This window comes from Granulicella arctica (assembly GCF_025685605.1).
In the GTDB taxonomy this organism is placed as follows: Bacteria; Acidobacteriota; Terriglobia; order Terriglobales; family Acidobacteriaceae; genus Edaphobacter; species Edaphobacter arcticus.
This window is the reverse complement of record NZ_JAGTUT010000001.1, coordinates 1,895,157-1,914,619: the sequence shown is the minus strand read 5'-3', so window position 1 is coordinate 1,914,619 and position 19,463 is coordinate 1,895,157. Positions and strand designations below refer to the sequence as shown.

Genomic DNA, 19,463 nt, shown 5'->3' with positions numbered 1-19,463 from the left:
CGTTGGCCCCTTGGTTGAGATATTCTGGTCTCCCAAGGGGTCAGGCGATGCACACATCACTCATCTCGAACTTGCTTGCCATCGGTGAGGCACTCCTATGTCTACTCGGCATAGGGTGCATCCTCTTTCGAAAGCAAGGTTCTGAGCATAAGTTTTTGTGCTTCTTCTTAGGATTCAGGGCTATCTCCGATATTTTCCTACTCCCAATCCTTCTTCTCGGGGGACATGGCATCGAAGCCCACACCGCCTATCGCCTTTACTTCTATAGTTACTGGGCTACATATGCGGCCGAGTCTGTGCTTGGCCTCCTGCTCATCTATAGCATCTTCAACCTGGCGATGGCACCCTTAGAAGGTTTGAAAAACCTGGGAACCTTGATCTTCCGCTGGGCCGCGAGTATTTCAGTTGCAATTGCGCTCGTTTCCGCTCTCACTCCTCATTTCACCCAGATGTCCTTCATTACCAACTTTGTGACTGAGCTACAGCGAACACAGAGCATTCTTACTCTATGCCTGCTGCTCTTTGTCTGCTTTGCCATCAGGCCAATGGGTCTTTCCTACAGCAGCCGGATCTTCGGTGTCAGCCTCGGTCTCGGTCTTCTGGCGACGACAAACCTTGTAGCTTCGGCGTGGATGGCCCACTTCAAAGAAATGTATTCGACCATCAACACGGCGACAGGAGTGGCTACCTGTTTTGTATTGCTCCTGTGGATCACCTACTTCGCTCTACCGGAACCGAGACGTCGGATGATTGTTCTACCAACGACGTCACCCTTTTTGCGCTGGAATCAAATATCCCAAGTCCTAGGTGATGAGCCCGGCTTTGTGGCAATTGGTGGGATCCCTCCTGAACTTTTTGCGCCGGCTGAGCTTGAGATTATGCGGCGCGCCTCGCTCAAGATGTCGACTCAGCCCACGGCGGCGCTCCAACACTCTCAAACAGCTTAGCTCTACAGCTCGACCGCCCTTCCTTGCAATCAGGAGGATGCTCTCGAGCATCTGACCCGCTCCTACGTTGAATCTTAAATAAAAGGGCCGTCCCTTAGGACGGCCCTTTTATTTGTTCTTCGGCGATTACTCGCGTTCGGAACGTTTCCAGTTGATCAGGTCGCCCAGCGTAGTGCTGCTGCTTGATGAAGAAGATGAGGAAGGTGCGCCAGCAGAGCTCTTGCCTTGGTGATCGCGCTCTTTATAGCTCTCGACCTCTGCACGGCTGGCCTCTTCGCCAACTGCGCGAATGCTGAGACCGACCTTCTTTTCTTCTTGGTTCATCTTGACAATCTTGAACTCATGCTCCTGATCCACATCGAGCTTCACGGGCTGGCCGGTAGCATCGACTGCTTCAGAGACATGGCAAAGACCTTCAACACCCTCAGCGATCTCAACAAAGGCTCCGAACTGCGCCGTACGTAGAACCTTGCCCTTGATCACATCGCCAACACGGTGCTGCGCGAAGAACGTATCCCAGACATCCGGCTGAAGCTGCTTCACGCCGAGTGAGAGACGACGGTTCTCCGGCTCAACGCCGAGGACGATCGCCTTGACCTTCTCACCCTTCTTCAGAACTTCCGAGGGATGCTTGATGCGCTTTGTCCAGCTTAGGTTCGATACATGGACCAGTCCGTCGATACCGTCTTCGATCTCGATGAAAGCACCAAAGTCGGTAAGGTTGCGAACGCGGCCTTCGATGATGGCGCCCGTCGGATACTTGTCCTCGAGCTGCTCCCAGGGATTATCCTGAAGCTGCTTCATGCCGAGCGAGATGCGGCGGTCGTTCGGGTTGACGCTGAGGATAATGGTGTCGACCTCATCGCCTGGCTTGACCATCTTCGAAGGGTGCTTCATCCGCTTCGACCAGGTCATCTCGGAGACGTGTACAAGTCCCTCGATACCCTGCTCAAGTTCAACGAAGGCGCCATAGTCGGTGACCGAGAGAACACGCCCACGAACCTGCGCGCCAATAGGATACCGTTCCGTCGCATCCAGCCACGGATCAGGCGTCAACTGCTTGAAGCCAAGCGAAACGCGCTGTTTATCCTTGTCAAACTTTAGAACCTTGACCTGGATTTCGTCGCCAACATTGACCAGATCGCGCGGGTGCGTAAGACGACCCCAGCTCATATCGGTAATGTGAAGAAGTCCATCGAGGCCGCCGAGGTCAACAAACGCGCCGTAATCAGTAAGATTCTTGACGACACCGGTAAGGATAGTTCCCTCTTCCAGAGTGGCAAGCGTGACCGATTTCTTCGCATTTTGATCTTCTTCAAGCAGTTCTTTGCGGCTGATAACGACATTGCCGCGCTTTTTGTTCAACTTAATGACGCGGACTTCGATCTCTGTGCCGATGTAGCCGTCAAGATTCCGAACCGGCCGAACCTCAACCTGCGATCCAGGAAGGAAAGCCTTGATACCAATGTCAACGGTCAGACCGCCCTTGACACGGCTAAGGACCATGCCCTTGACCGGCGTTTTATCGATCGAAGCCTGCTCAAGCGTGTCCCATACCTTGTGACGCAGCGCCTTGTCGTAGCTGACGAGATAACCACCTTCGGCCTCCTCGCGCTCCACCACAACCTCAACCGTATCCCCAGCCTGGAACTTGGATACGCCATTCGCGTCCAGAACCTGCTCGAGGGGGATGAGACCTTCCGACTTCAGGCCAATGTCAACGACAACATGCTTGTCCGTTATCTTGATCACGGTGCCGGTCACAATGACCTCTTCCGTGGTCAGATTCTGGGCAGCGGCAGATTCAGCAGCCTGCTCACGATCAAAGTTTGCCAATGCAGCCGCAAAATCTGCAGCGTCGTAATTCGGCTCTTCTTCGGTTTCATCGGAGGAGGCTGTCAGTGTCGCGACGTGGCTCGGTTCGGCGGACTCAAGATGTTCGGTTGTGCCAGCAACATGCTCAGATACGTGCTGGGTTGGGGTGGATTCAGAAGACAGTTCGGTGTGATCCGCTGTCGCCTCAGGCGCTAGGATTTCCAGTTCGGTGTTCAGGGGTTGGCTCTCGGGGTGATTAGGATTGTGGTCGTCTACCATGATTGATGCGGACTCCGGGATCCAAGAGACATGCATCTCCGGCGTCGAACCATCGCAGGCCCAGTCAACGATCTCAAATGAGACCAGCCGACTAATGACCTTCTGCTGCATCATCCACAGTCAGAAACGATCGCTCTTGCAGAGGAGCGGCTGCACTTAGATCCCACACGCAGTAGCTCACCACAAAGCATATCAAGCAGTTGGACCCGCGTCAACATGGTGGATTGTCAATCTCCGATGAAACTGGCAAACGCCGCGCGACAAACTCGATGGTCTGCGGTGGTAACGCAACGGAGTCGGCCGATATACTCCGCATATGGACCGACTCTGGACGCCGTGGCGCTACAGCTATGTAAGTCGCACGGAACCCGACGGTCGCAGGGGGGTTCCAGCCGCGCTTAGCGCCTGGCCTGCAGAATATGACAAGCACTGCGTCTTTTGTAACTTGAGAGCAGCCGCCGATTACGCCATTGAACAGGGAATGCCGGCGAGTGACGCCGATCACGCGGCGCTCATAGTTCATCGTGCCACCTACTGCTTTATCTGTCTCAATGCCTTCCCATACGCAACCGGCCACGTTTTGATCGTCCCGCATCGGCACCTTGATTCCTTGACACTTCTGGACCCAGACGCTCTTACAGAGATTATGCGACTGGCTCAGAGGACAGAGGCCGTACTGCGGGCGGCGTATCGTCCGGACGGCCTGAATCTCGGACTCAATCTGGGTGAAGCAGCTGGCGCTGGTGTAGCCGATCACCTTCACCTTCACGCGCTACCCCGGTGGAGAGGTGACACCAACTTTATGACCGTTACCGCCGAAACCCGCGTTCTCCCCGAAACGCTCGATCTCACTTGGGAAAAGCTTCGAAATGCCTTCGCTGCAGAAGCAACTTGGTACCCCAGATCTTCATCCATGTAGTCAGTGGTAATAACCTCAAGTAACTTTCTGTCCTTTCTGTATTGCTGAAGAGAAGAATCGAAGGAGGCAAGTATGCCAGTTCCTAACAATCTTCCATCACTAACTCCGCGTTCGACCTCAAAGGAAGTGGCACTGAAGGCAGGTCTTCTAGGCTCTGCAATTCCGGGAACCGAGACGCGACGTTCCCGTTACGCTCCCGTGCCCGCGCCCCGGAAGTCGGTATCAGCCGTTGTAAAGATGGCGACGGAGCCAGATGACGCCCACATTACGGGTGCCACACGTTCGCTTTCCCGCCGACTCCTCGCTCTCAATGTAAGACAAGCATCGTAACTTCACCCCGATCGCTAGAAAAGCCTGCCAGATGGCAGGCTTTTCTATGCAAACTAGACACGCTATGATCAGCGCGACTCCGGAACTCGGGTTGCCTCAAAGCTTGTTGTCTTCCAGACGCCGGAGGGCAGCTTCTGGTAGATGCGTGTATATCGATACGTACCCCTCATAGAGGTGCCCTCATTCGTGCCTTCGATCTGGGTAAGACAGGTGACGATAGCGACCGGACCCACGAGCTTCACCTTGCTGTCACTCAGGTTCATGCTGGTAATGACCAGGCGTCGGTTACGGATGCGGTCGAGCTGTTGGGATTTGGTATTTGCCTGGCCTGTCATGGAGATGCCAACGTAATCTTCAGCCAACAAGTCGTCAGCCGCTGCCACGTCATCGGCGATAAGCGCCCTGCGCCATTGCTCTTCCAAGTCCTCAATCTGGCGCTTTTCGCTCCGCTTCGATTCGTGAGGACGATGAACCGCGGCAGACGCGAGTGTCGCTTGAGCTAGCCCCAGACTGAGGACAAGCAGGCAGAGTAGTCTTGCGCGGAGGCACGGACGAAGGTGCAGCAGGAGTGACATTGTTCAAGCGGATACTAATCCGGCTGATGACAGGAGTCAAAAACTAAACTCAACGGGCGGCAAATAAAGAAAATGCCGCCCGCTTTTAGCAGATGGCGGTAAGACTTTCCATAACCCGGTCCTTCATCAACTGATAGAAGCCGCCAATCGCATACCGATGGAAGTGTGGTGTTCCTCGATGATGTTCGAGGGCTGCCTCATCGTTGTATTGCTCGTAGATCAGCACTGTCGTAGGTTCACCCTCAACAAAGTGAGCGACATAGGTCACGCAGCCTGGCTCTTCCCGCGATGCAAGGGTAAGGCTGGTCAACTGCTCCCGTACCTGTTCCAAGTGTTCCTGTTCAAACCGCAGCCGTACCGTAAAACTAACCATCATGTACTCCAGTCGTCCTGCCTAAGCCTTGAGTGCTTCTGCAAAAGCCGGCAGCGTCATCGTTTGTGCCCGATCAGGTCCCGTTGATACCATGCCGATTTTTGCGCCTGACTCCTTTTCAAGAAACTTCAGGTAGTCCTGCGCAAGCTGCGGCAGCTTTTCAAACTCCGTGATTCCCTCGGTTGAGCAGTTCCACCCTTTGAGCGTGGTGTAGACAGGCACAATTGACTCGTAGCCGCGCATGTCCGCCGGGATTACATCTGTCAATTGTCCGTTGATCTTGTATCCCGTACAGACTGGAATGTCGACACACTCGTCCATCACGTCCATCTTGGTTACGACCAGCCACTCTGTTCCATTGATCATGTTGCTGTACCGCAGGAGTGGAAGGTCCAACCAGCCACAACGCCGGGGACGACCAGTGACCGCACCGTACTCCTGGCCACGCGCCCGGAGCAGATCTGCAGAATCATCATGGATCTCGGTAGGGAATGGGCCCTCACCCACTCGTGTCACATAGGCTTTTGTCACTCCTATGACCGTGCCGATCCGCGTTGGTCCGACACCCGTACCGGTCACCGCTCCGCCGGCCGTAGCCGAGGACGAGGTCACAAACGGGTACGTACCATGGTCGATATCGAGCAGTGCTCCCTGTGCGCCCTCGAACATTACCTTTTGCCCATCATCGATAGCCTTGTTCAACATCACAGCCGTATCTGTCACGAATGGAGCAATCTGCTCAGCCGCTCGTGCATACTCCTCATACATGCTCTTCGGATCAAGCGGCTCCGTCCCAAATAATGCATGGGCAATCGTATTTTTCTCAAAACAGGCGTTCTGGATGTGCGTTCGCAGCAGAGCCGAATTCAGCAGATCCACCACGCGCAGGCCACTGCGGTGCATTTTGTCTTCGTACGCCGGCCCAATGCCCCGGCTGGTCGTGCCAATTTTCGTCCGCCCCGGCGCATTCTCAGCCGCTAGCTCAATCATTCGATGGTATGGCAGGATCACCTGCGCCCGGTTCGAGATAAAGAGCTGACCATCGATCGGCAAACCCACATCCTTCAGCTTCTTTACCTCGCTCAGAAATGCCATCGGATCGAGCACGACACCGTTGCCGATGACGCCTTTGCAGCCCGGCCGCAGCACGCCGCATGGAATCAACTGGAGTACGAATTTCTTGCCTTCGATAATGACGGTGTGTCCCGCGTTGTGGCCGCCGGCATATCGGGCCACCATGTCGAACTTCTCCGACAGCACATCGACAATCTTGCCTTTACCCTCATCGCCCCATTGGGCGCCCAGAATGACCGCTGATTTGCGTTGACTCACGACGGATGTGTACTCCAAAACTAGATTGGCCGGAAACTCGCAAGAATGCAGGCCCGTACCGCTTTCAATCATATAGGGTCGCGTAGCGTGAGGGATTCAGTTGCTTACACACGGCAGTTTCAGCAAAATGCTATGCGCGAACCGATTAGCTGGGCGCATTGATCTGGATCGTCGCCAGGAACCAGTCTGTTGCGAGCGTGATCTTCACTTGTCTGGTCTTGTAGGTGGTCCTTACGGAGCTCTGCGGTCCCCTCGTTCGCGCTTCGAGTACCATCGATACACCGTGAATCAGACCCAGGACAATCGCAGCATTAGCCTTGCCGACGTACTAACCGCGCGTGAGCGGCTACGTTCTTCCATCTACTACTCGCCCTGCCCTCATTCGCAGATGCTCTCCGCTCTCACCGGCCAGCAGATCTACCTGAAGCTTGAAAACCTACAGATGACAGGTAGCTTCAAAGAGAGAGGTGCCCTTAACCGTATTGCCTTGCTGACGCCGCAGGAAGCATCGCGGGGGGTTGTGGCCGCAAGTGCCGGTAACCATGCCCAGGGGGTCGCCTACCATGCGACCGCAAGGGGTATTCGAGCGATCATTGTCATGCCCTTGCCAACGCCCTTGGTGAAGGTTACCGCCACGCGAAACTTCGGTGCTGAAGTGATCCTTCACGGTGCCAACTACGACGAAGCCTGCGAAGAGGCAACCCGCATCTGCACCGAGCAGAACATGACCTTCATCCATCCATTCGACGATCCCGCCGTTATGGCCGGTCAGGGCACAATCGGCCTGGAGCTATTGGAGCAGATTCCGCAACTGGAAGCCGTCGTCGTTCCCATCGGCGGTGGAGGCTTGATCGGTGGCATCGCTTGCGCCATCAAGGAGTTGCGACCGGAGGTCCGCATCATCGGCGTGCAGACATCCCGCCTCCCATCGATGGTCATGGCAATCGAGCAGCGTCATCCTGTGACGATCGATCCAGCAACCACAATTGCGGATGGCATCGCTGTTCGCCGCGCCGGAGATGTCACGTTTCCTATGGTGCAGCAGTATGTCGACGAGATCGTCACGGTCGACGAAGACGAGATCGCCTCCTCGATCCTCATGCTGCTCGAACGCGAGAAGACTCTCGCCGAAGGTGCGGGAGCCACCGCGCTGGCCGCCCTACTCCAGCACAAGACCAGCCTCAAGGGCGCTCACACCGCTGTTCTCGTCTGCGGCGGCAACATTGACGTCACCCTGCTCTCGCGCATTATCGAGCGCGGCCTCGTACAGGATGGGCGCTTAATCATGCTGCGCATCCATCTCCTCGACAAGCCCGGGGCCTTATCGGACTTGACCCGTCTGATCGCCAGCCATCGAGCGAACATCGTCAATACTTTGTATAACCGCGCCTACTACGGCGTAAACCTGGGCGACACCGTCATTGATATCACCATGGAAACCCGTGGCCGCGAGCAGGTAGCCGAACTCCTCGCAGCTCTCACCGCCGAAGGGTATAAACACAGCCGCGTTCTCTAGAGTCAAACAGCGTGGATCTGCGCAGCCTCTTCGCCCACAAAGGCGACGATGCTGCCGCCCCTGCGTTTCGCTCGATACATGGCGTCGTCTGCCGCCTTGTGCAGTTCACTGCTGGTGCCCGCATCCTGTGGTGAAACAGCGACGCCAATGCTGATGCGGACGTCAATCGAGTGCTCCTGGATAGAAACCGGCACACAGCCTGCAGCCATCATCGCCCCTGCAATAAACCGCACATGAAACTCATCGGCTGCCTCCACCAGGACGGCCGTAAACTCGTCGCCACCTGTACGGGCGAGCAGGTCGCGAGGTCCAAGGTTCCAACTGAGCCGCTTCGACAGCGCCTGCAGAAGTCCGTCGCCCACCGGGTGTCCGAGCGTGTCGTTGATGTGCTTGAAGTTATCGACATCAATGACCAAACAGGCCACAGGAGTTCGCGTCAGGCGCGATTCCTCGATTGCGGCATCAAGCCGGTTTTCAAAGAGACGGCGGTTCGGCAGGCCTGTCAGGGGATCATGAAGGGCAAGCCGCTCCGTTTGTCCGACGTAGTCATCCAGGAACGACAGGATCATGCCGGCCGCAAGAATATAGCGGGGCAGATCCAGGATTGCCCTGCCCAAAATAGCAGTGGGCAGAAGCAAGTCGACCGCCTGCAGTGGGCAGGTCAGCCCCCAGAGCAACAGTCCGGCCACCATCAGGCTCACGCCCCGCGATAACCGAGGAACATGAGCAAAGGTCAGGTACGCTGCACTTACAAAAATTGCTCCTAGGACTGCGTTCGCCAGTACATACGAACTTGTCTTGCTTATGGGGGCGAGACAAACTCCTAGAACGGCAAAGCCAATCGCAAGCCGGTCAAAGGTTAGTGTTCGATATTTCTGCACACAAAGCAGGTGCAGACCGGGTATCAGCAAAAGGAGCGTCCCGGCAAGCCGGGGCCAGTAGGAAGTCTCACCAGACACGTACAAGGCCGTCAGGACAAAGGCGGATGCGGCGATCTCCCCAACAAAAATGCGCTTGAACGGTGTTCTTCGCGTCCCGGTGGATGCCCAAAGGAACGAAAAAGCGCAAGCCTCAAGAGACAGAATGACAAGGAAATTGATCCCCACTTCGAGCAGGCCCGCCTGAGTAGGCACGATCAGCAGCACATAATGCAGAAGCAGGAAGGCCCAGCCTGTAAACCACACATTCGTATGCGGTCCTGCTCTCCGAACCAGGGGCCGAAAGCAGCAAACGAATATCGTCAATGCGTAGAGCGTAGGAAGAACACTTAGGTCCACAGGAATCCCGATTGAAGGAAAGACAAGGCCTCCTGAGAATATAACGATCCTCGGTCCGCCGATGTAGTTCTTTGAGACACTCGCATTGGATGCAACTCGCTGGGCTTCAATGTTCCTGAGGACTTAGTCGCCTATTCTTTGCTAAAGTGCGTTTGTTGCTTCTCGGCATGGCGATCTAAAGCAAGCCGAATCAGTTGGTCGATCAGGCTCTTGTAGGAAACCCCGCTAGCCTTCCAAAGTTTCGGATACATGCTGATACTGGTGAAGCCAGGCATTGTGTTAATTTCATTGAGGAAAATGCGTGCTTTGGCACCCTTGCGGATTGGCTCCATCAGGAAGTCGACTCGAGCGAGGCCAGCGCAATCGCAAGCGCGGAACGCGGCAACCGCCATCGCCCGGATCTGCTTCTCTTCAGCCTTAGAAAGCTTTGCAGGAATAATCGGCACAGAAGCGGTGGAATGATATTTGGCGTTGTAGTCGTAAAACTCGGTTCCCGGAACAATCTCGCCGACGATAGATGCCTCAGGGCTGTCATTGCCTAAGACTGCCACCTCTAACTCCCGAGGTTTTGCGTCCGGTCCGCCAACGCCCTCCTCAATGATGAGTTTGCGGTCGAAACTCGCAGCTAAATCCATTGCCTTCGCCAGTTCAGACCGGTCATGAACCTTGGAGATGCCCACCGACGAGCCGAGATTCGCAGGTTTAACGAAGAGAGGATAGCGGAGATGATTTTCAATCAGCCTGGCGCATCGCTTAGGATCAGCCTTCCATTCGCTTCGCAGCACCCCTACATGAGGCGTCTGCGGCAAGCTAGCAGCGGCAAAAAGCTGCTTCATGATGAGCTTATCCATTCCGGTTGCCGACCCTAGCACGCCTGAACCGACATACGCCAGATCGGCGAGTTCAAACAGCCCCTGCATCGTGCCATCCTCACCAAAGGTCCCATGCAATACCGGAAAGACCACGTCGAGGCCTAAAGTCTCCGCATGCTGCTCAAGGCCCGAATTTCCTGAACCGTGAAGCTGAAGTAAGTGAAGAGGATGTGCTGGAGCCGCCTCGAAGGTTTCGCCGCCGCGCAGAACAGCCGCAGAAACGGCAAAGTCCGGGTCAGCCTCGCTTGCCGAAGGCGATCCAGTGAGCAGCGATTGCGATTCGCTGACGCTGAGCCAATGACCCTCCTTGGTGATCCCGATCGGAATCACCTCATACTTCTGCCGATTGATTGCTTTGAGGATCGAGGCAGCAGAGAGTAGCGAAACCTCGTGCTCGCCTGAGCGTCCGCCGAACAGAATACCAACGCGTAATTTCTTCTTCATGTCGTCTTTAGTGTCCGATAAGCAAGGCCCTGATTGTCATTTCTTTTCTAAATGGCACGTGGAGAATCAGGGTCGTCATCGCGCAGTCGCACACTTTTGACAACTCGCCACTTGTTACTTGTAGCGAAGGTAAGTGGAAGGTAGGCTGTTGCAAGAGGTGCGAGGTGAGAACGATGAGTTTACGGACATTTGGACTATGTACGGCAACAGCATTTGTGATGTCTGGCTTGGCGATCGGCCAGATGGATCACACAAACATGGGACACAGCGCTGCTGCTCCAACAGCAACAGGGCCTGCGGCTGAGGCGCAGCGAGGCTACGCCGCACTCAAGGTCAACATTCTCAAAGCCGCGGATACGATGCCTGCCGAGGACTACTCCGTGAAGCCAACGCCTGAGGTTCGGACCTTTGCGAGAGTCGTTAACCATATCACCGAGGCTCAAATCCATAGCTGCGGCGCGGCGAACGGAACGAAGGATATGGCAAAGGTTCCCGCGGATACAGCGAATAAGGCTGAGATCGTTGAGGGCCTAAAGGCTTCTTATGCCGAGTGCGATAAAGCGTACGCCGCTCTGACGGATACAAATCTGACCGAGATGTTCACCGTTGGCAAGGCGCAGCGCTCGCGCATCGGCCTGATGTGGGGAAATGTCTCGCATGACAACGAACAGTACGCGACCTTGGCGCTCTACATGCGCCTGAAGGGACTCGTTCCGCCTAGCAGCGAGAAGTAGTAGTCACGTTACCGGCATGGATGCGCGATCATTCATGTCGGCAACGCACCACACTAAAAGCCAGAGACAAAATTCCTGGCAAGAAACTGATAAAAGAGATATTTCGCCGTGCTACAGTACTGCCAGTGAAGAATTGGCCTTGGCGCCATCGGTGTCGAGGCTACATTGTTCGGCATGAAAATTTGGTGTAAGTCCAATTGAATGATGGATTGGAAGGCACTTTCCAAGCCCACGTTTCGAAAACACTTAGCCTCTAGCACGTCAAAGCGACACATCGAACTTCGGGTCCACGTAACGAAATCACCAGAAACAACACTATCCAAATAGGCTGAGAGCGCCTCAACGCTCCAGCTCACTGGTTCAGTCGACTGGAGGTGTTATGTCCGAAAAGATTCTAGCGCCCGTACTCACCATGGCCGTTCTCATCGCCCTCGTGCTCTGGGTTCCAACCCTGCATGTCTGCAACGCTCGCTGTCAGCAATTCCTCCGCGGCCGAAGAAGCCGCCCGGATGGGGAACCCGCGTCGCGCGTCGCGTTAGAGGACTAGCAAGTTACGGCAAGCCACAAAGAAAGCGCCTGCCTCCGCAAACTAAGCGAAGACAGGCGTCTCGATGTTCGTACCCTTAGGCTTACGCCGCCGAGGTCTCAGCTTCAGGCGCATCGCCCTTGATTGTTACCTTCAAGTGCGTTGTAACCTCACGATGCAGCTTCACGGGAACGTGGAACTCGCCCAGCGTCTTCAACGGTTCTTCGAGTGAGATCTTGCGACGATCGATCGTGTAGCCCTGCAGCTCGAGCGCGTGAGCGATATCGCCCGACGTGACCGAACCGAACAGATGATCGTTCTCGCCAACCTTGCGCTCAAACGTCAGCTCAACAGCATCCAGACGAGTCGAGAGATCCTGCGCCTCGCCCTTCTCCTTCGCCGACTTACGGATCGCCGAGCCTTTCATCTGCTCGATGACGGCACGATTCGCGGTCGTCGCTTCAATCGCCAGCTTGCCCGGCAGCAGATAGTTGCGACCGTAACCGTCCGCAACCTTCACCACGTCGCCACGGTGACCAAGCTTATTTACGTCTTCCTTCAGAATGACTTCCATGACTATCTCCGATATCCCTGACTTGTTGGGCGCAGTTAGAAGCGCGCTGCGAAGGCCAGCAGCGCAATGTTGCGCGACTGCTTGATGGCGAGCGAAAGGCGACGCTGATGACGTGTGCAAACGCCAGTCAAACGACGCGGAACAATCTTGCCACGCTCAGCGACAAAGCCCTGAAGCAGGCGAACATCGCGGTACGAGATCGCATCGATCTTCTCCGTGCAGAACTTGCAGACCTTCTTGCGGCGGAAGAACTTGCGTCCTCCAGGACCGCCGCCGGGACCGCCAGCCGGACGAGGTCCGCGCGGCGGGCCGCCAGGGCTGGAGTGAGGACCCGATGGGCGGGGCGTGTGTGCGTGCGGAGCCGCTGCTGCCTGCTGCTCAGGAGCGGGAGTGCTGTTCGTTTCGTCAGCCATGATGATTCCCTTTCAATGGGTTTTGCCTTTCAATCGCTCCAGATTCGCTGTGGAATCTCTGAACATCCGTTCGGATGGAAGCGACGATGAGCGGTTGTACTTCCTGCGGCAATCCAGCGAACTGGAGTACCGCAAAGCTTGGAGCTCTCAGCTAGACAGCAGCTGGAACCGTTTCGGCGGCCGCGCTTGCCTCGGGAGTTTCAGCTGCCGGCTTTGCATCTTCCTCGACCGGGGCCGCAACTGCATCAGGCGTCGTCTCAGCGACTGGTGTCGTAGCCGCAGGTGTCGCCTGGACTGGCTGGGCGATCGGCATAGCGCTGCGCTTTACCTTGGTATCGCGAATGGCCTTGACCTTGGCGAGACGCTTCTCTTCTTCATCCATGCGGACCGTGATGAACTTGATGATCGGCTCAGAGACGCGGAGGCGACGCTCGAGTTCGGCGATCAGCTTACCCTCGGCGCCAATGGTTAGGAGCACGTAGAAGCCATCATTGAACTTCTTGACCGTGTAAGCAAGCCGGCGACGGCCCATCTTCTCGAGGCTTTTGATCTCGCCGCCACCATCGGTGACGTTCTTCTGGAAGCCTTCGATGATCTTGTCGAGGTCAGCTTCTTCAACGTCTGGACGGACGATAAACATAATTTCGTAAGAACGAGTATTCATGCGATCTACTTCTTTCTGCGAAGTTCTGCTTCGCACCGTACTGACGTCTGTTCTGTCAATCCGGTTTGGAAATAATGCGTCTACTTCTTAGCCGTGCCGCTCGTCCCATCGTCAGGATCGCTTGCACGACGGTTGAACTCATTCATCGCAGCTCCGACGCCTTTTGTCAGAACCACCTCAACCGCGTTTTTCGCGCGATCAAGTACTTCGTCCAGCACCGCAAGCTCCTGCTTGCGCATCGGCGAGAGCAAATAATCCTTGCCACCCGCCTTGATCTCTCGGCCGTCCTCCAGAGCGGGTTTTCCAACCCCGATCCGAATGCGCAGCCATTCTTCTGTTCCAAGCGCGCCGGAGACTGATTTCACCCCGTTATGCCCGTTCGCCGAGCCACGCTCGTTGATCCGAAGCGTCCCTAGCGGAAATGCTAGCTCATCGTAGAGGACAATCACATCCTCGGATGGCCGCTCCAACTCAAGCTCCCGAACCAGCGCAGCTACCGAAAGCCCGCTCAGATTCATGAACGTTTCAGGCTTCGCGAGCAGAACATCCTGTCCTGCAAGCTTTGCCTTCGCCGTCAACGCTCGGCCCCGGCGATTGGAAAGCATCACACCGCAATCATCCGCGATCCGATCCACCGCCAGAAACCCGGCGTTGTGCGGCGTGAACTGATACTCGATACCAGGATTGCCCAGACCGACAATCAGCTTCAAGACGCGTTTCCCTCTCCTGCCGAAACATTGCGGACCCGAGCGCGATGCTCAGGTCCGCAGCCCAACTACTTCTTGCCCTTGGTATCCGCTGCCGCCTCTGGCGCATCGGTCTTGCCCTTCTTGGCAACCACTGGCTCAGCAGGCGCTGCGGCAACTGCATCAGCCGCAACTTCCTCTTCCTTGATCGTCGTTACGTGAGCAACCGTCGCATCCTCTTCACCAAGGTACTTGATCGAGCCAGAGTGTGGGAGATCCGAGATATGGATCGCGCTATTGAGTTCGAGGCCGCTGACATCGACATCGAGGTGGCTCGGGATATCGCCCGGGAGGCATTCGATCTCGACCTCGCGCAGAACATGCTCCAGAATGCCGCCCTGCGTCTTCACGCCAACCGGAACGCCGGTCAACTGGATCGGCACGGAGACACGCATCATCTTGTTCATCGCGATGCGCTTCAGATCGATGTGCAGCAGCGTGCCCTTGATCGGCTCATTCTGCCAGTCGACGATCATCGCCTTTACCAGCGAAGCGCCGGTGACATCGAGGTCGAAGATGGTGTTGTGGCCGGACTCAGAGTGCAGAATTTTGGTGATGATGCGTGGGTCAACTGTGACCGCGACGGCATCTTCGCCCGCGCCGTAAACGACTGCAGGAATTTTGCCCGAAACGCGAACCCGGCGTGCGGCGTTCTTGTTGAACTTGCCCTCGCGGGGCGTGGCGACAACGGCTGGAAATGTAGTAGGTGCTGCCATGAGGTAATCTTCCTTTCGGGCACAGTGTGAGCTGCTCCCTTTCAACGGTGGACCTGCTGTGAAACCGCCTAGTTGAACAGCGTACTAACGCTGGTCTCCATGTGAATACTCTCGATGGCGCGACCCAGAAGGCCAGCAATCGAGAGCACCTTAATCTTCGACACTCCAAGCGCTTCTTCGCGCAATGGAATGCTGTTCGTCACGACCAACTGCTCAAGCCGTGACGCCGCAATACGCTCCACCGCCGGGCCCGAAAGCACCGGATGGGAAGCGCACGCGTAAACTTTGCCCGCGCCCTGGGCCAGCAGCGCATCCACCGTCTTAACGAGCGTTCCCGCCGTGTCGATGATGTCGTCGAGGATCAGACATGTCCGGCCGCGTACATCGCCGATCACGTTCATCACCTCGGTTACATTGATGTCCGTCCGGCGTTTGTCAACGATCGCCAAAGGAACATCCAGCTTCTTTGCGAAGAAGCGTGCACGTTCCACGCCACCTGCATCCGGTGAGACCACGGTGAGATTGGGCAGGTTCAGATCCCGGAAGTAGCTCACCAGCACCGGACTGGCGAAGAGATGATCGACCGGAATATTGAAGAAGCCTTGAATCTGCGCCGCGTGCAGATCGACAAGCAGGGCTCGGTTCGCGCCTGCCGTTGTCAGTAGATCTGCCACCAGCTTCGAAGTAATGGCGACACGCGGCCGATCTTTGCGATCCTGCCGCGCATAACCGTAGTAGGGAATCACTACCGTGATCCGGCCAGCGGAGGCGCGTTTGAGCGCGTCCATCATAATCAGCAACTCCACGAGGTGCTGATCGACCGGAAAGCAGGTAGGCTGCACGAGGAAAACGTCCGCGCCGCGAACGTTTTCCAGCAGTTGAAAGTGAACCTCGCCGTCAGAGAATCTCTGCAGCCGGGTCTCGCCCAGCGGCACACCAACGAACCGGCAGATCTCCTCGCTCAACGCAACGTTGGCAGATCCGCTGAAAATCTTGAAGCGTTTGTCCTCGCTCAGCTTGCCGGAGCGCTTCTTCTCCTGGGAGCCTTTGGCCGTAAAGCCTTGCGAGGTACCAGGCTGGGAGGTTGTTTCGGTCTCGCCAGCCTGGCCTGAAATAGGGGAAGTTACCGCAGTCGTGTCTTGCTTGTTCACGTTGAAACCCTCGGAGGCTGGTTGACCTCGGTAGCTCCTGCTGCTTGTCTCTTCCGGAGCCTTGTTTTGCTCCGGTACTTCTTTACGAAAGTAAGACTCGGCACTTCAAACTTGGTACTTCACCGTCTGCGGTGTTCTCGCACGACGTCAAAACCATTCAACTTCCGCGGCATGTTGCTGCCGCCAAAGAACCCTAAGTTGCCTGTTCGAGAGACTCCAAAAGAGTCGGCGTCAACTTTCTGGTTGGGCGACTAGGATTCGAACCTAGACAAAGAGCTTCAAAGGCTCTGGACCTACCGTTAGTCGATCGCCCAATGAATTGCCGGTTGCGTTACTCTCCGGACAAAATCACCCTGCGAACATTCTGCGCCAGTAATCGGATCGAGGCAAGGTTGTAGTCAACAAAGCCCGTACCCCAGACGCCTGAACGCGTTGTTGAGCTGCCCGTGCATCCGCCATGGACCGATAGAGTCCAAACAGTGCCGAACCTGAACCCGAAAGCGCCGCGTATAACGCAGAGCTACCCGAATCATTACCCATCAAGTGACGCTTGGTTTCACGCAGAGAGGGATACTGAGGAAAGACGACCTCTTCAAAATCATTCCGAAGGCCATTTCCGATCCCGGTGCGGACAAGCGCGAGAAGGGTATTCTCGGCGAGACTGTTCAGCATACCATTCTGATCTTCAGAACTTCCTTGTTTGTTGCCAAGGTCCCCATCGAGGAGGTTGTCGCGAACAATACCGGAGGTGTCAGGCTCAACCACTCCAGTCTTTGCAGATAGGGATGAGTAAGCCAGACTCAACTCTTCTAACCTATCACGCTTACGAGCAGGGGTCAATGGATCAAGATCCTTTGACGAAGAGGGCGCTTCGGGCAAGGCGTCCCAATCGCGGAAGGCCGCCGGCGTCGACACCCCCGTCTCCGGCACTGCCACCACGCAAGGGATGGCCGCCAAATCTGGCATCGGGACTACAATTTCGCCACGGCCAGTCCCCATCACCGCCCCGCCGAGCAGGAAAAGAGGCACGTCGGAGCCGACCTCCGCCGCCATCTCCAGCCGGCTAACCCCATCCAGCGCCACACCTAACTCGCGTTCAAGGCCCAGGAGTGCTGCAGCCGCGTTGGCCGATCCGGCACCCATTCCACCCTGCACCGGCAGGTTTTTCTCAATATGTATAGTCACGTCCGCCGAGATTCCCAGTCGGGCGATAAACCGCTCCACCATCTTCCAGGCAGTGTTTCGACCATCGACCGGGACATGCCGGTGATTCGTCGTAAGCGTAATTCGCGTCTCATCAGCCAGGTGCGCCATTACCGAAACAACATCGTGAAGCGCCAGCGTCTGGTACATGGTCGTCAATCCATGGAAGCCGTCGGTCCGCACCGGCCCAATCGCCAACCCCAGATTGATCTTCGAAAAGGAACAAACTCGTGTCGCCATAACCTATTCATTGTAGGTGGTTGACGGGAACGCACGACCAATCAGCACGCTTGCCTTGTTTCTTCGCTGAGAGTGTCTAGAGAATATGGAAGTTCACATCCACATACATCTCGACCGTTACCGGCCTTCCATTTTCGGTCGCTGGCCGGAATTTATATTGCTGCACTGCCTCGATAGCCTTCTCGTCCAGACCCAAGCCAACGCTTCGGGCAATTCGCACATGCGTCGGGTTGCCATGCTCGTCCACCCATAGATACACCAGCACGTTGCCTGAGAACTTCGCCTTTCGCGCCTCGTCCGAGTACTCCGCCTCAGGCTGGATGATGACTTTCGGCTCGCTAACGCTACCGCCGACATGTCGGAACCCTCCGCCTGTGTTGCCGCGAGATCCCGGCCCAATGCCGTTGCCCTCACCGGAGCCAAGTCCTAACCCGTCTCCATTCCCCATGGATCTGCCAATAAGCGGAGAGTTCGGGATGCCTAACTCCGGCACCGCAGCGACGGCCATCTTGAGATCCATCTGCACCTCGACCATAGGCTCAACTGCAATCTTCGGCGCATCAAGCGGAGGTGTCTTTGGCGGTACGATCTGCATCTCTGCAAACTTCGGCAGGTGCCCCTTAGTCACCGGAACCGGCCCCCGCTGCCCTCCTCCTCCACCGGCAGCAGTTGATCTTGGCGGAGTTTTCAACGGCGGAGCCTCAAGCGCCACGACTTCAACCGGAGCGGGCGGCGTACGTACCACACCGGTCCGCGCCTCAACGACTAACCCAATCACCAGAATGACCACCGCATGCGCCAGGACCGCGCCCAGCATCGACCGTGAACTTCGCTCCGGGGCCAATGGGTCGACCGTTACAACAGATCGCGATTCGAGCACCAGCGGGACCAACTTCTGCGGCCACACCAACTCCCGTACGCTACTCCACAATGATGCCAGCAGACCTGGTGCTCGTAGTTCGTCTGCAAGAAGACTGACCGTCGCCCCCTTGGCTACATGCACCTCACGAGCGGCCCAGAGCACCGCGCTCAGGCGGCTTTCGAAGTTCACGGGAGGCTCTGGGTTCGCCATATCTCGCACGGTCCCCTCAACTAACTCTTCAAATGTGCTCATCGCCGCCCTCCCTTCATGCTCTCGAATCTTTTCTTTAACTCCATCTTCGCCCGCATCTGCCGTGTCCGGACCGTGCCCTCGGGAACTCCCAGGACGATTGCCACCTCCCGTGACGTCATCTCGTCGACCGCCGACAGCACCAGCACCTGTCGCAACTCCTCTGGAAGTCCGTGAATGAGCCGCCGTAGCAGTTCCTGCTCGTTCAACTCAATCGTTCGGCCCTCAGGGGTGGGAGCGGTTGATATCAGATTCATCCCCGCGATGTCCTCCATCCCTTTGCGCGGAAGCCGGTCGATCGCTGCCCGCCATACGGTGCGCGCAAGGAATGGCTTTTCATCCTCCATCGCCTGCCAGGCTTCGCCTCGATACAGCTTGAGGAAGGCCTCCTGAACCGCGTCCTCCGCGTCATGGGCGTTCCGCAGCAAGCTATACGCCACGCGAAACATGAACCGTGACTGCCGCGCCACCATTCCGGCGAACGCTTCATCTCGCTCGCTCGTCCGGTGACAAAGCAACGCTTCCTCGTCTTCGCCATACGGCACCCAGACCCCGACTCCTGCGCTCATATCGCGAGCCTCATTCCTGTCACTCACACCCTAAGACCGACCAAAACAGGAAACCGTTCAATTTTCTTATTTATCTTTCAAACTAAGAGGCATTCGCGTCCGCGAGGAGCAATGCAAGATGCCCGTGTGAACGAGGT

Annotated in this window: 20 protein-coding genes and 1 tRNA gene; 5 read left to right on the top strand and 16 right to left on the bottom strand. The window is 56.4% G+C overall.

What is annotated here, in order from left to right:
* The first annotated feature begins 155 nt into the window (after positions 1 to 155).
* On the top strand, positions 156 to 947 hold the full coding sequence (locus OHL20_RS07780; RefSeq protein WP_263382631.1) for a hypothetical protein: 792 nt from the start codon (positions 156 to 158) through the stop codon (positions 945 to 947).
* 126 nt (positions 948 to 1,073) lie between these two features.
* Here OHL20_RS07780 and OHL20_RS07775 read toward each other — a convergent pair whose 3' ends face one another.
* The gene (locus tag OHL20_RS07775; RefSeq protein ID WP_263382630.1) at positions 1,074 to 3,041 is read right to left on the bottom strand and encodes a 30S ribosomal protein S1; all 1,968 of its coding nucleotides are present in this window, start codon (positions 3,039 to 3,041) and stop codon (positions 1,074 to 1,076) included.
* A 316-nt stretch (positions 3,042 to 3,357) separates the two neighbouring features.
* Between OHL20_RS07775 and OHL20_RS07770 the strand changes: the two genes are divergently transcribed.
* Positions 3,358 to 3,960, top strand: coding sequence for an HIT family protein (locus OHL20_RS07770; RefSeq protein WP_263382629.1), 603 nt, complete (start codon positions 3,358 to 3,360; stop codon positions 3,958 to 3,960).
* 398 nt (positions 3,961 to 4,358) lie between these two features.
* Here OHL20_RS07770 and OHL20_RS07765 read toward each other — a convergent pair whose 3' ends face one another.
* The 3 genes from OHL20_RS07765 to OHL20_RS07755 form a co-directional block, all read right to left on the bottom strand.
* Complete coding sequence (locus OHL20_RS07765) at positions 4,359 to 4,712, bottom strand: nuclear transport factor 2 family protein (protein WP_263382628.1); 354 nt, start codon at positions 4,710 to 4,712, stop codon at positions 4,359 to 4,361.
* A 238-nt stretch (positions 4,713 to 4,950) separates the two neighbouring features.
* Positions 4,951 to 5,241: a putative quinol monooxygenase gene (locus tag OHL20_RS07760; RefSeq protein ID WP_317890939.1), complete on the bottom strand. Its 291-nt coding sequence runs from the start codon at positions 5,239 to 5,241 to the stop codon at positions 4,951 to 4,953.
* A gap of 18 nt (positions 5,242 to 5,259) precedes the next feature.
* Positions 5,260 to 6,570, bottom strand: a complete 1,311-nt coding sequence (locus OHL20_RS07755) for an adenylosuccinate synthase (RefSeq protein ID WP_263382627.1) — start codon at positions 6,568 to 6,570, stop codon at positions 5,260 to 5,262.
* Between the two features lie 283 nt (positions 6,571 to 6,853).
* On the opposite strand from OHL20_RS07755, the gene OHL20_RS07750 reads away from it, so the two are divergent.
* Positions 6,854 to 8,086, top strand: a complete 1,233-nt coding sequence (locus OHL20_RS07750) for a threonine ammonia-lyase (protein ID WP_263382626.1) — start codon at positions 6,854 to 6,856, stop codon at positions 8,084 to 8,086.
* Positions 8,087 to 8,088: 2 nt separating this feature from the next.
* Here the strand turns inward: OHL20_RS07750 and OHL20_RS07745 are convergent, their stop codons facing one another.
* Both OHL20_RS07745 and OHL20_RS07740 read right to left on the bottom strand, forming a co-directional pair.
* Positions 8,089 to 9,270: a GGDEF domain-containing protein gene (locus tag OHL20_RS07745; protein ID WP_263382625.1), complete on the bottom strand. Its 1,182-nt coding sequence runs from the start codon at positions 9,268 to 9,270 to the stop codon at positions 8,089 to 8,091.
* Positions 9,271 to 9,494: 224 nt separating this feature from the next.
* Positions 9,495 to 10,679, bottom strand: coding sequence for a D-alanine--D-alanine ligase family protein (locus OHL20_RS07740; RefSeq protein ID WP_263382624.1), 1,185 nt, complete (start codon positions 10,677 to 10,679; stop codon positions 9,495 to 9,497).
* A gap of 173 nt (positions 10,680 to 10,852) precedes the next feature.
* Between OHL20_RS07740 and OHL20_RS07735 the strand changes: the two genes are divergently transcribed.
* Together OHL20_RS07735 and OHL20_RS07730 are read left to right on the top strand one after the other, a co-directional pair.
* A complete protein-coding gene (locus tag OHL20_RS07735) occupies positions 10,853 to 11,413 on the top strand; it encodes a DinB family protein (protein WP_263382623.1) in 561 nt (186 codons plus the stop codon).
* 379 nt (positions 11,414 to 11,792) lie between these two features.
* Positions 11,793 to 11,960: a hypothetical protein gene (locus OHL20_RS07730; protein WP_263382622.1), complete on the top strand. Its 168-nt coding sequence runs from the start codon at positions 11,793 to 11,795 to the stop codon at positions 11,958 to 11,960.
* Between the two features lie 82 nt (positions 11,961 to 12,042).
* Here the strand turns inward: OHL20_RS07730 and rplI are convergent, their stop codons facing one another.
* The 10 genes from rplI to OHL20_RS07680 all read right to left on the bottom strand — a co-directional run bounded on the left by rplI (position 12,043) and on the right by OHL20_RS07680 (position 19,326).
* On the bottom strand, positions 12,043 to 12,513 hold the full coding sequence (gene rplI / locus OHL20_RS07725; RefSeq protein WP_263382621.1) for a 50S ribosomal protein L9: 471 nt from the start codon (positions 12,511 to 12,513) through the stop codon (positions 12,043 to 12,045).
* A 35-nt stretch (positions 12,514 to 12,548) separates the two neighbouring features.
* Entirely contained in the window at positions 12,549 to 12,926 is a 378-nt protein-coding gene (gene rpsR / locus OHL20_RS07720) for a 30S ribosomal protein S18 (RefSeq protein WP_263382620.1), read from the bottom strand.
* A 151-nt stretch (positions 12,927 to 13,077) separates the two neighbouring features.
* Positions 13,078 to 13,590, bottom strand: a complete 513-nt coding sequence (gene rpsF / locus OHL20_RS07715; RefSeq protein WP_263382619.1) for a 30S ribosomal protein S6 — start codon at positions 13,588 to 13,590, stop codon at positions 13,078 to 13,080.
* An 80-nt stretch (positions 13,591 to 13,670) separates the two neighbouring features.
* Positions 13,671 to 14,300 carry an aminoacyl-tRNA hydrolase gene (gene pth / locus OHL20_RS07710; protein WP_263382618.1) on the bottom strand — a complete coding sequence of 210 codons (630 nt, stop codon included), beginning with the start codon at positions 14,298 to 14,300 and terminating at the stop codon, positions 13,671 to 13,673.
* Positions 14,301 to 14,365: 65 nt separating this feature from the next.
* On the bottom strand, positions 14,366 to 15,052 hold the full coding sequence (locus tag OHL20_RS07705; RefSeq protein ID WP_263382617.1) for a 50S ribosomal protein L25: 687 nt from the start codon (positions 15,050 to 15,052) through the stop codon (positions 14,366 to 14,368).
* Between the two features lie 68 nt (positions 15,053 to 15,120).
* Positions 15,121 to 16,203, bottom strand: coding sequence for a ribose-phosphate diphosphokinase (locus OHL20_RS07700; protein ID WP_449555754.1), 1,083 nt, complete (start codon positions 16,201 to 16,203; stop codon positions 15,121 to 15,123).
* 240 nt (positions 16,204 to 16,443) lie between these two features.
* A tRNA-Gln gene (locus tag OHL20_RS07695) sits at positions 16,444 to 16,517 on the bottom strand.
* A gap of 34 nt (positions 16,518 to 16,551) precedes the next feature.
* Positions 16,552 to 17,646: a 4-(cytidine 5'-diphospho)-2-C-methyl-D-erythritol kinase gene (locus OHL20_RS07690; protein WP_263382616.1), complete on the bottom strand. Its 1,095-nt coding sequence runs from the start codon at positions 17,644 to 17,646 to the stop codon at positions 16,552 to 16,554.
* A 76-nt stretch (positions 17,647 to 17,722) separates the two neighbouring features.
* On the bottom strand, positions 17,723 to 18,760 hold the full coding sequence (locus OHL20_RS07685; RefSeq protein WP_263382615.1) for an energy transducer TonB: 1,038 nt from the start codon (positions 18,758 to 18,760) through the stop codon (positions 17,723 to 17,725).
* Positions 18,757 to 19,326: an RNA polymerase sigma factor gene (locus OHL20_RS07680; RefSeq protein WP_263382614.1), complete on the bottom strand. Its 570-nt coding sequence runs from the start codon at positions 19,324 to 19,326 to the stop codon at positions 18,757 to 18,759. The genes OHL20_RS07685 and OHL20_RS07680 overlap by 4 nt, the downstream gene beginning before the upstream one ends.
* Between the last annotated feature and the right edge of the window lie 137 nt (positions 19,327 to 19,463).

What these genes read in the sequence shown, in the direction of transcription:
- OHL20_RS07775 (WP_263382630.1), bottom strand. Translation starts at nt 3,041, where the DNA reads ATGGTAGACGACCACAATCCTAATCACCCCGAGAGCCAACCCCTGAAC.
- OHL20_RS07770 (WP_263382629.1), top strand. Translation starts at nt 3,358, where the DNA reads ATGGACCGACTCTGGACGCCGTGGCGCTACAGCTATGTAAGTCGCACG.
- OHL20_RS07760 (WP_317890939.1), bottom strand. Translation starts at nt 5,241, where the DNA reads ATGATGGTTAGTTTTACGGTACGGCTGCGGTTTGAACAGGAACACTTG.
- OHL20_RS07740 (WP_263382624.1), bottom strand. Translation starts at nt 10,679, where the DNA reads ATGAAGAAGAAATTACGCGTTGGTATTCTGTTCGGCGGACGCTCAGGC.
- OHL20_RS07735 (WP_263382623.1), top strand. Translation starts at nt 10,853, where the DNA reads ATGAGTTTACGGACATTTGGACTATGTACGGCAACAGCATTTGTGATG.
- OHL20_RS07730 (WP_263382622.1), top strand. Translation starts at nt 11,793, where the DNA reads ATGTCCGAAAAGATTCTAGCGCCCGTACTCACCATGGCCGTTCTCATC.
- rplI (WP_263382621.1), bottom strand. Translation starts at nt 12,513, where the DNA reads ATGGAAGTCATTCTGAAGGAAGACGTAAATAAGCTTGGTCACCGTGGC.
- rpsR (WP_263382620.1), bottom strand. Translation starts at nt 12,926, where the DNA reads ATGGCTGACGAAACGAACAGCACTCCCGCTCCTGAGCAGCAGGCAGCA.
- rpsF (WP_263382619.1), bottom strand. Translation starts at nt 13,590, where the DNA reads ATGAATACTCGTTCTTACGAAATTATGTTTATCGTCCGTCCAGACGTT.
- OHL20_RS07705 (WP_263382617.1), bottom strand. Translation starts at nt 15,052, where the DNA reads ATGGCAGCACCTACTACATTTCCAGCCGTTGTCGCCACGCCCCGCGAG.
- OHL20_RS07690 (WP_263382616.1), bottom strand. Translation starts at nt 17,646, where the DNA reads ATGGCGACACGAGTTTGTTCCTTTTCGAAGATCAATCTGGGGTTGGCG.
- OHL20_RS07685 (WP_263382615.1), bottom strand. Translation starts at nt 18,760, where the DNA reads ATGAGCACATTTGAAGAGTTAGTTGAGGGGACCGTGCGAGATATGGCG.
- OHL20_RS07680 (WP_263382614.1), bottom strand. Translation starts at nt 19,326, where the DNA reads ATGAGCGCAGGAGTCGGGGTCTGGGTGCCGTATGGCGAAGACGAGGAA.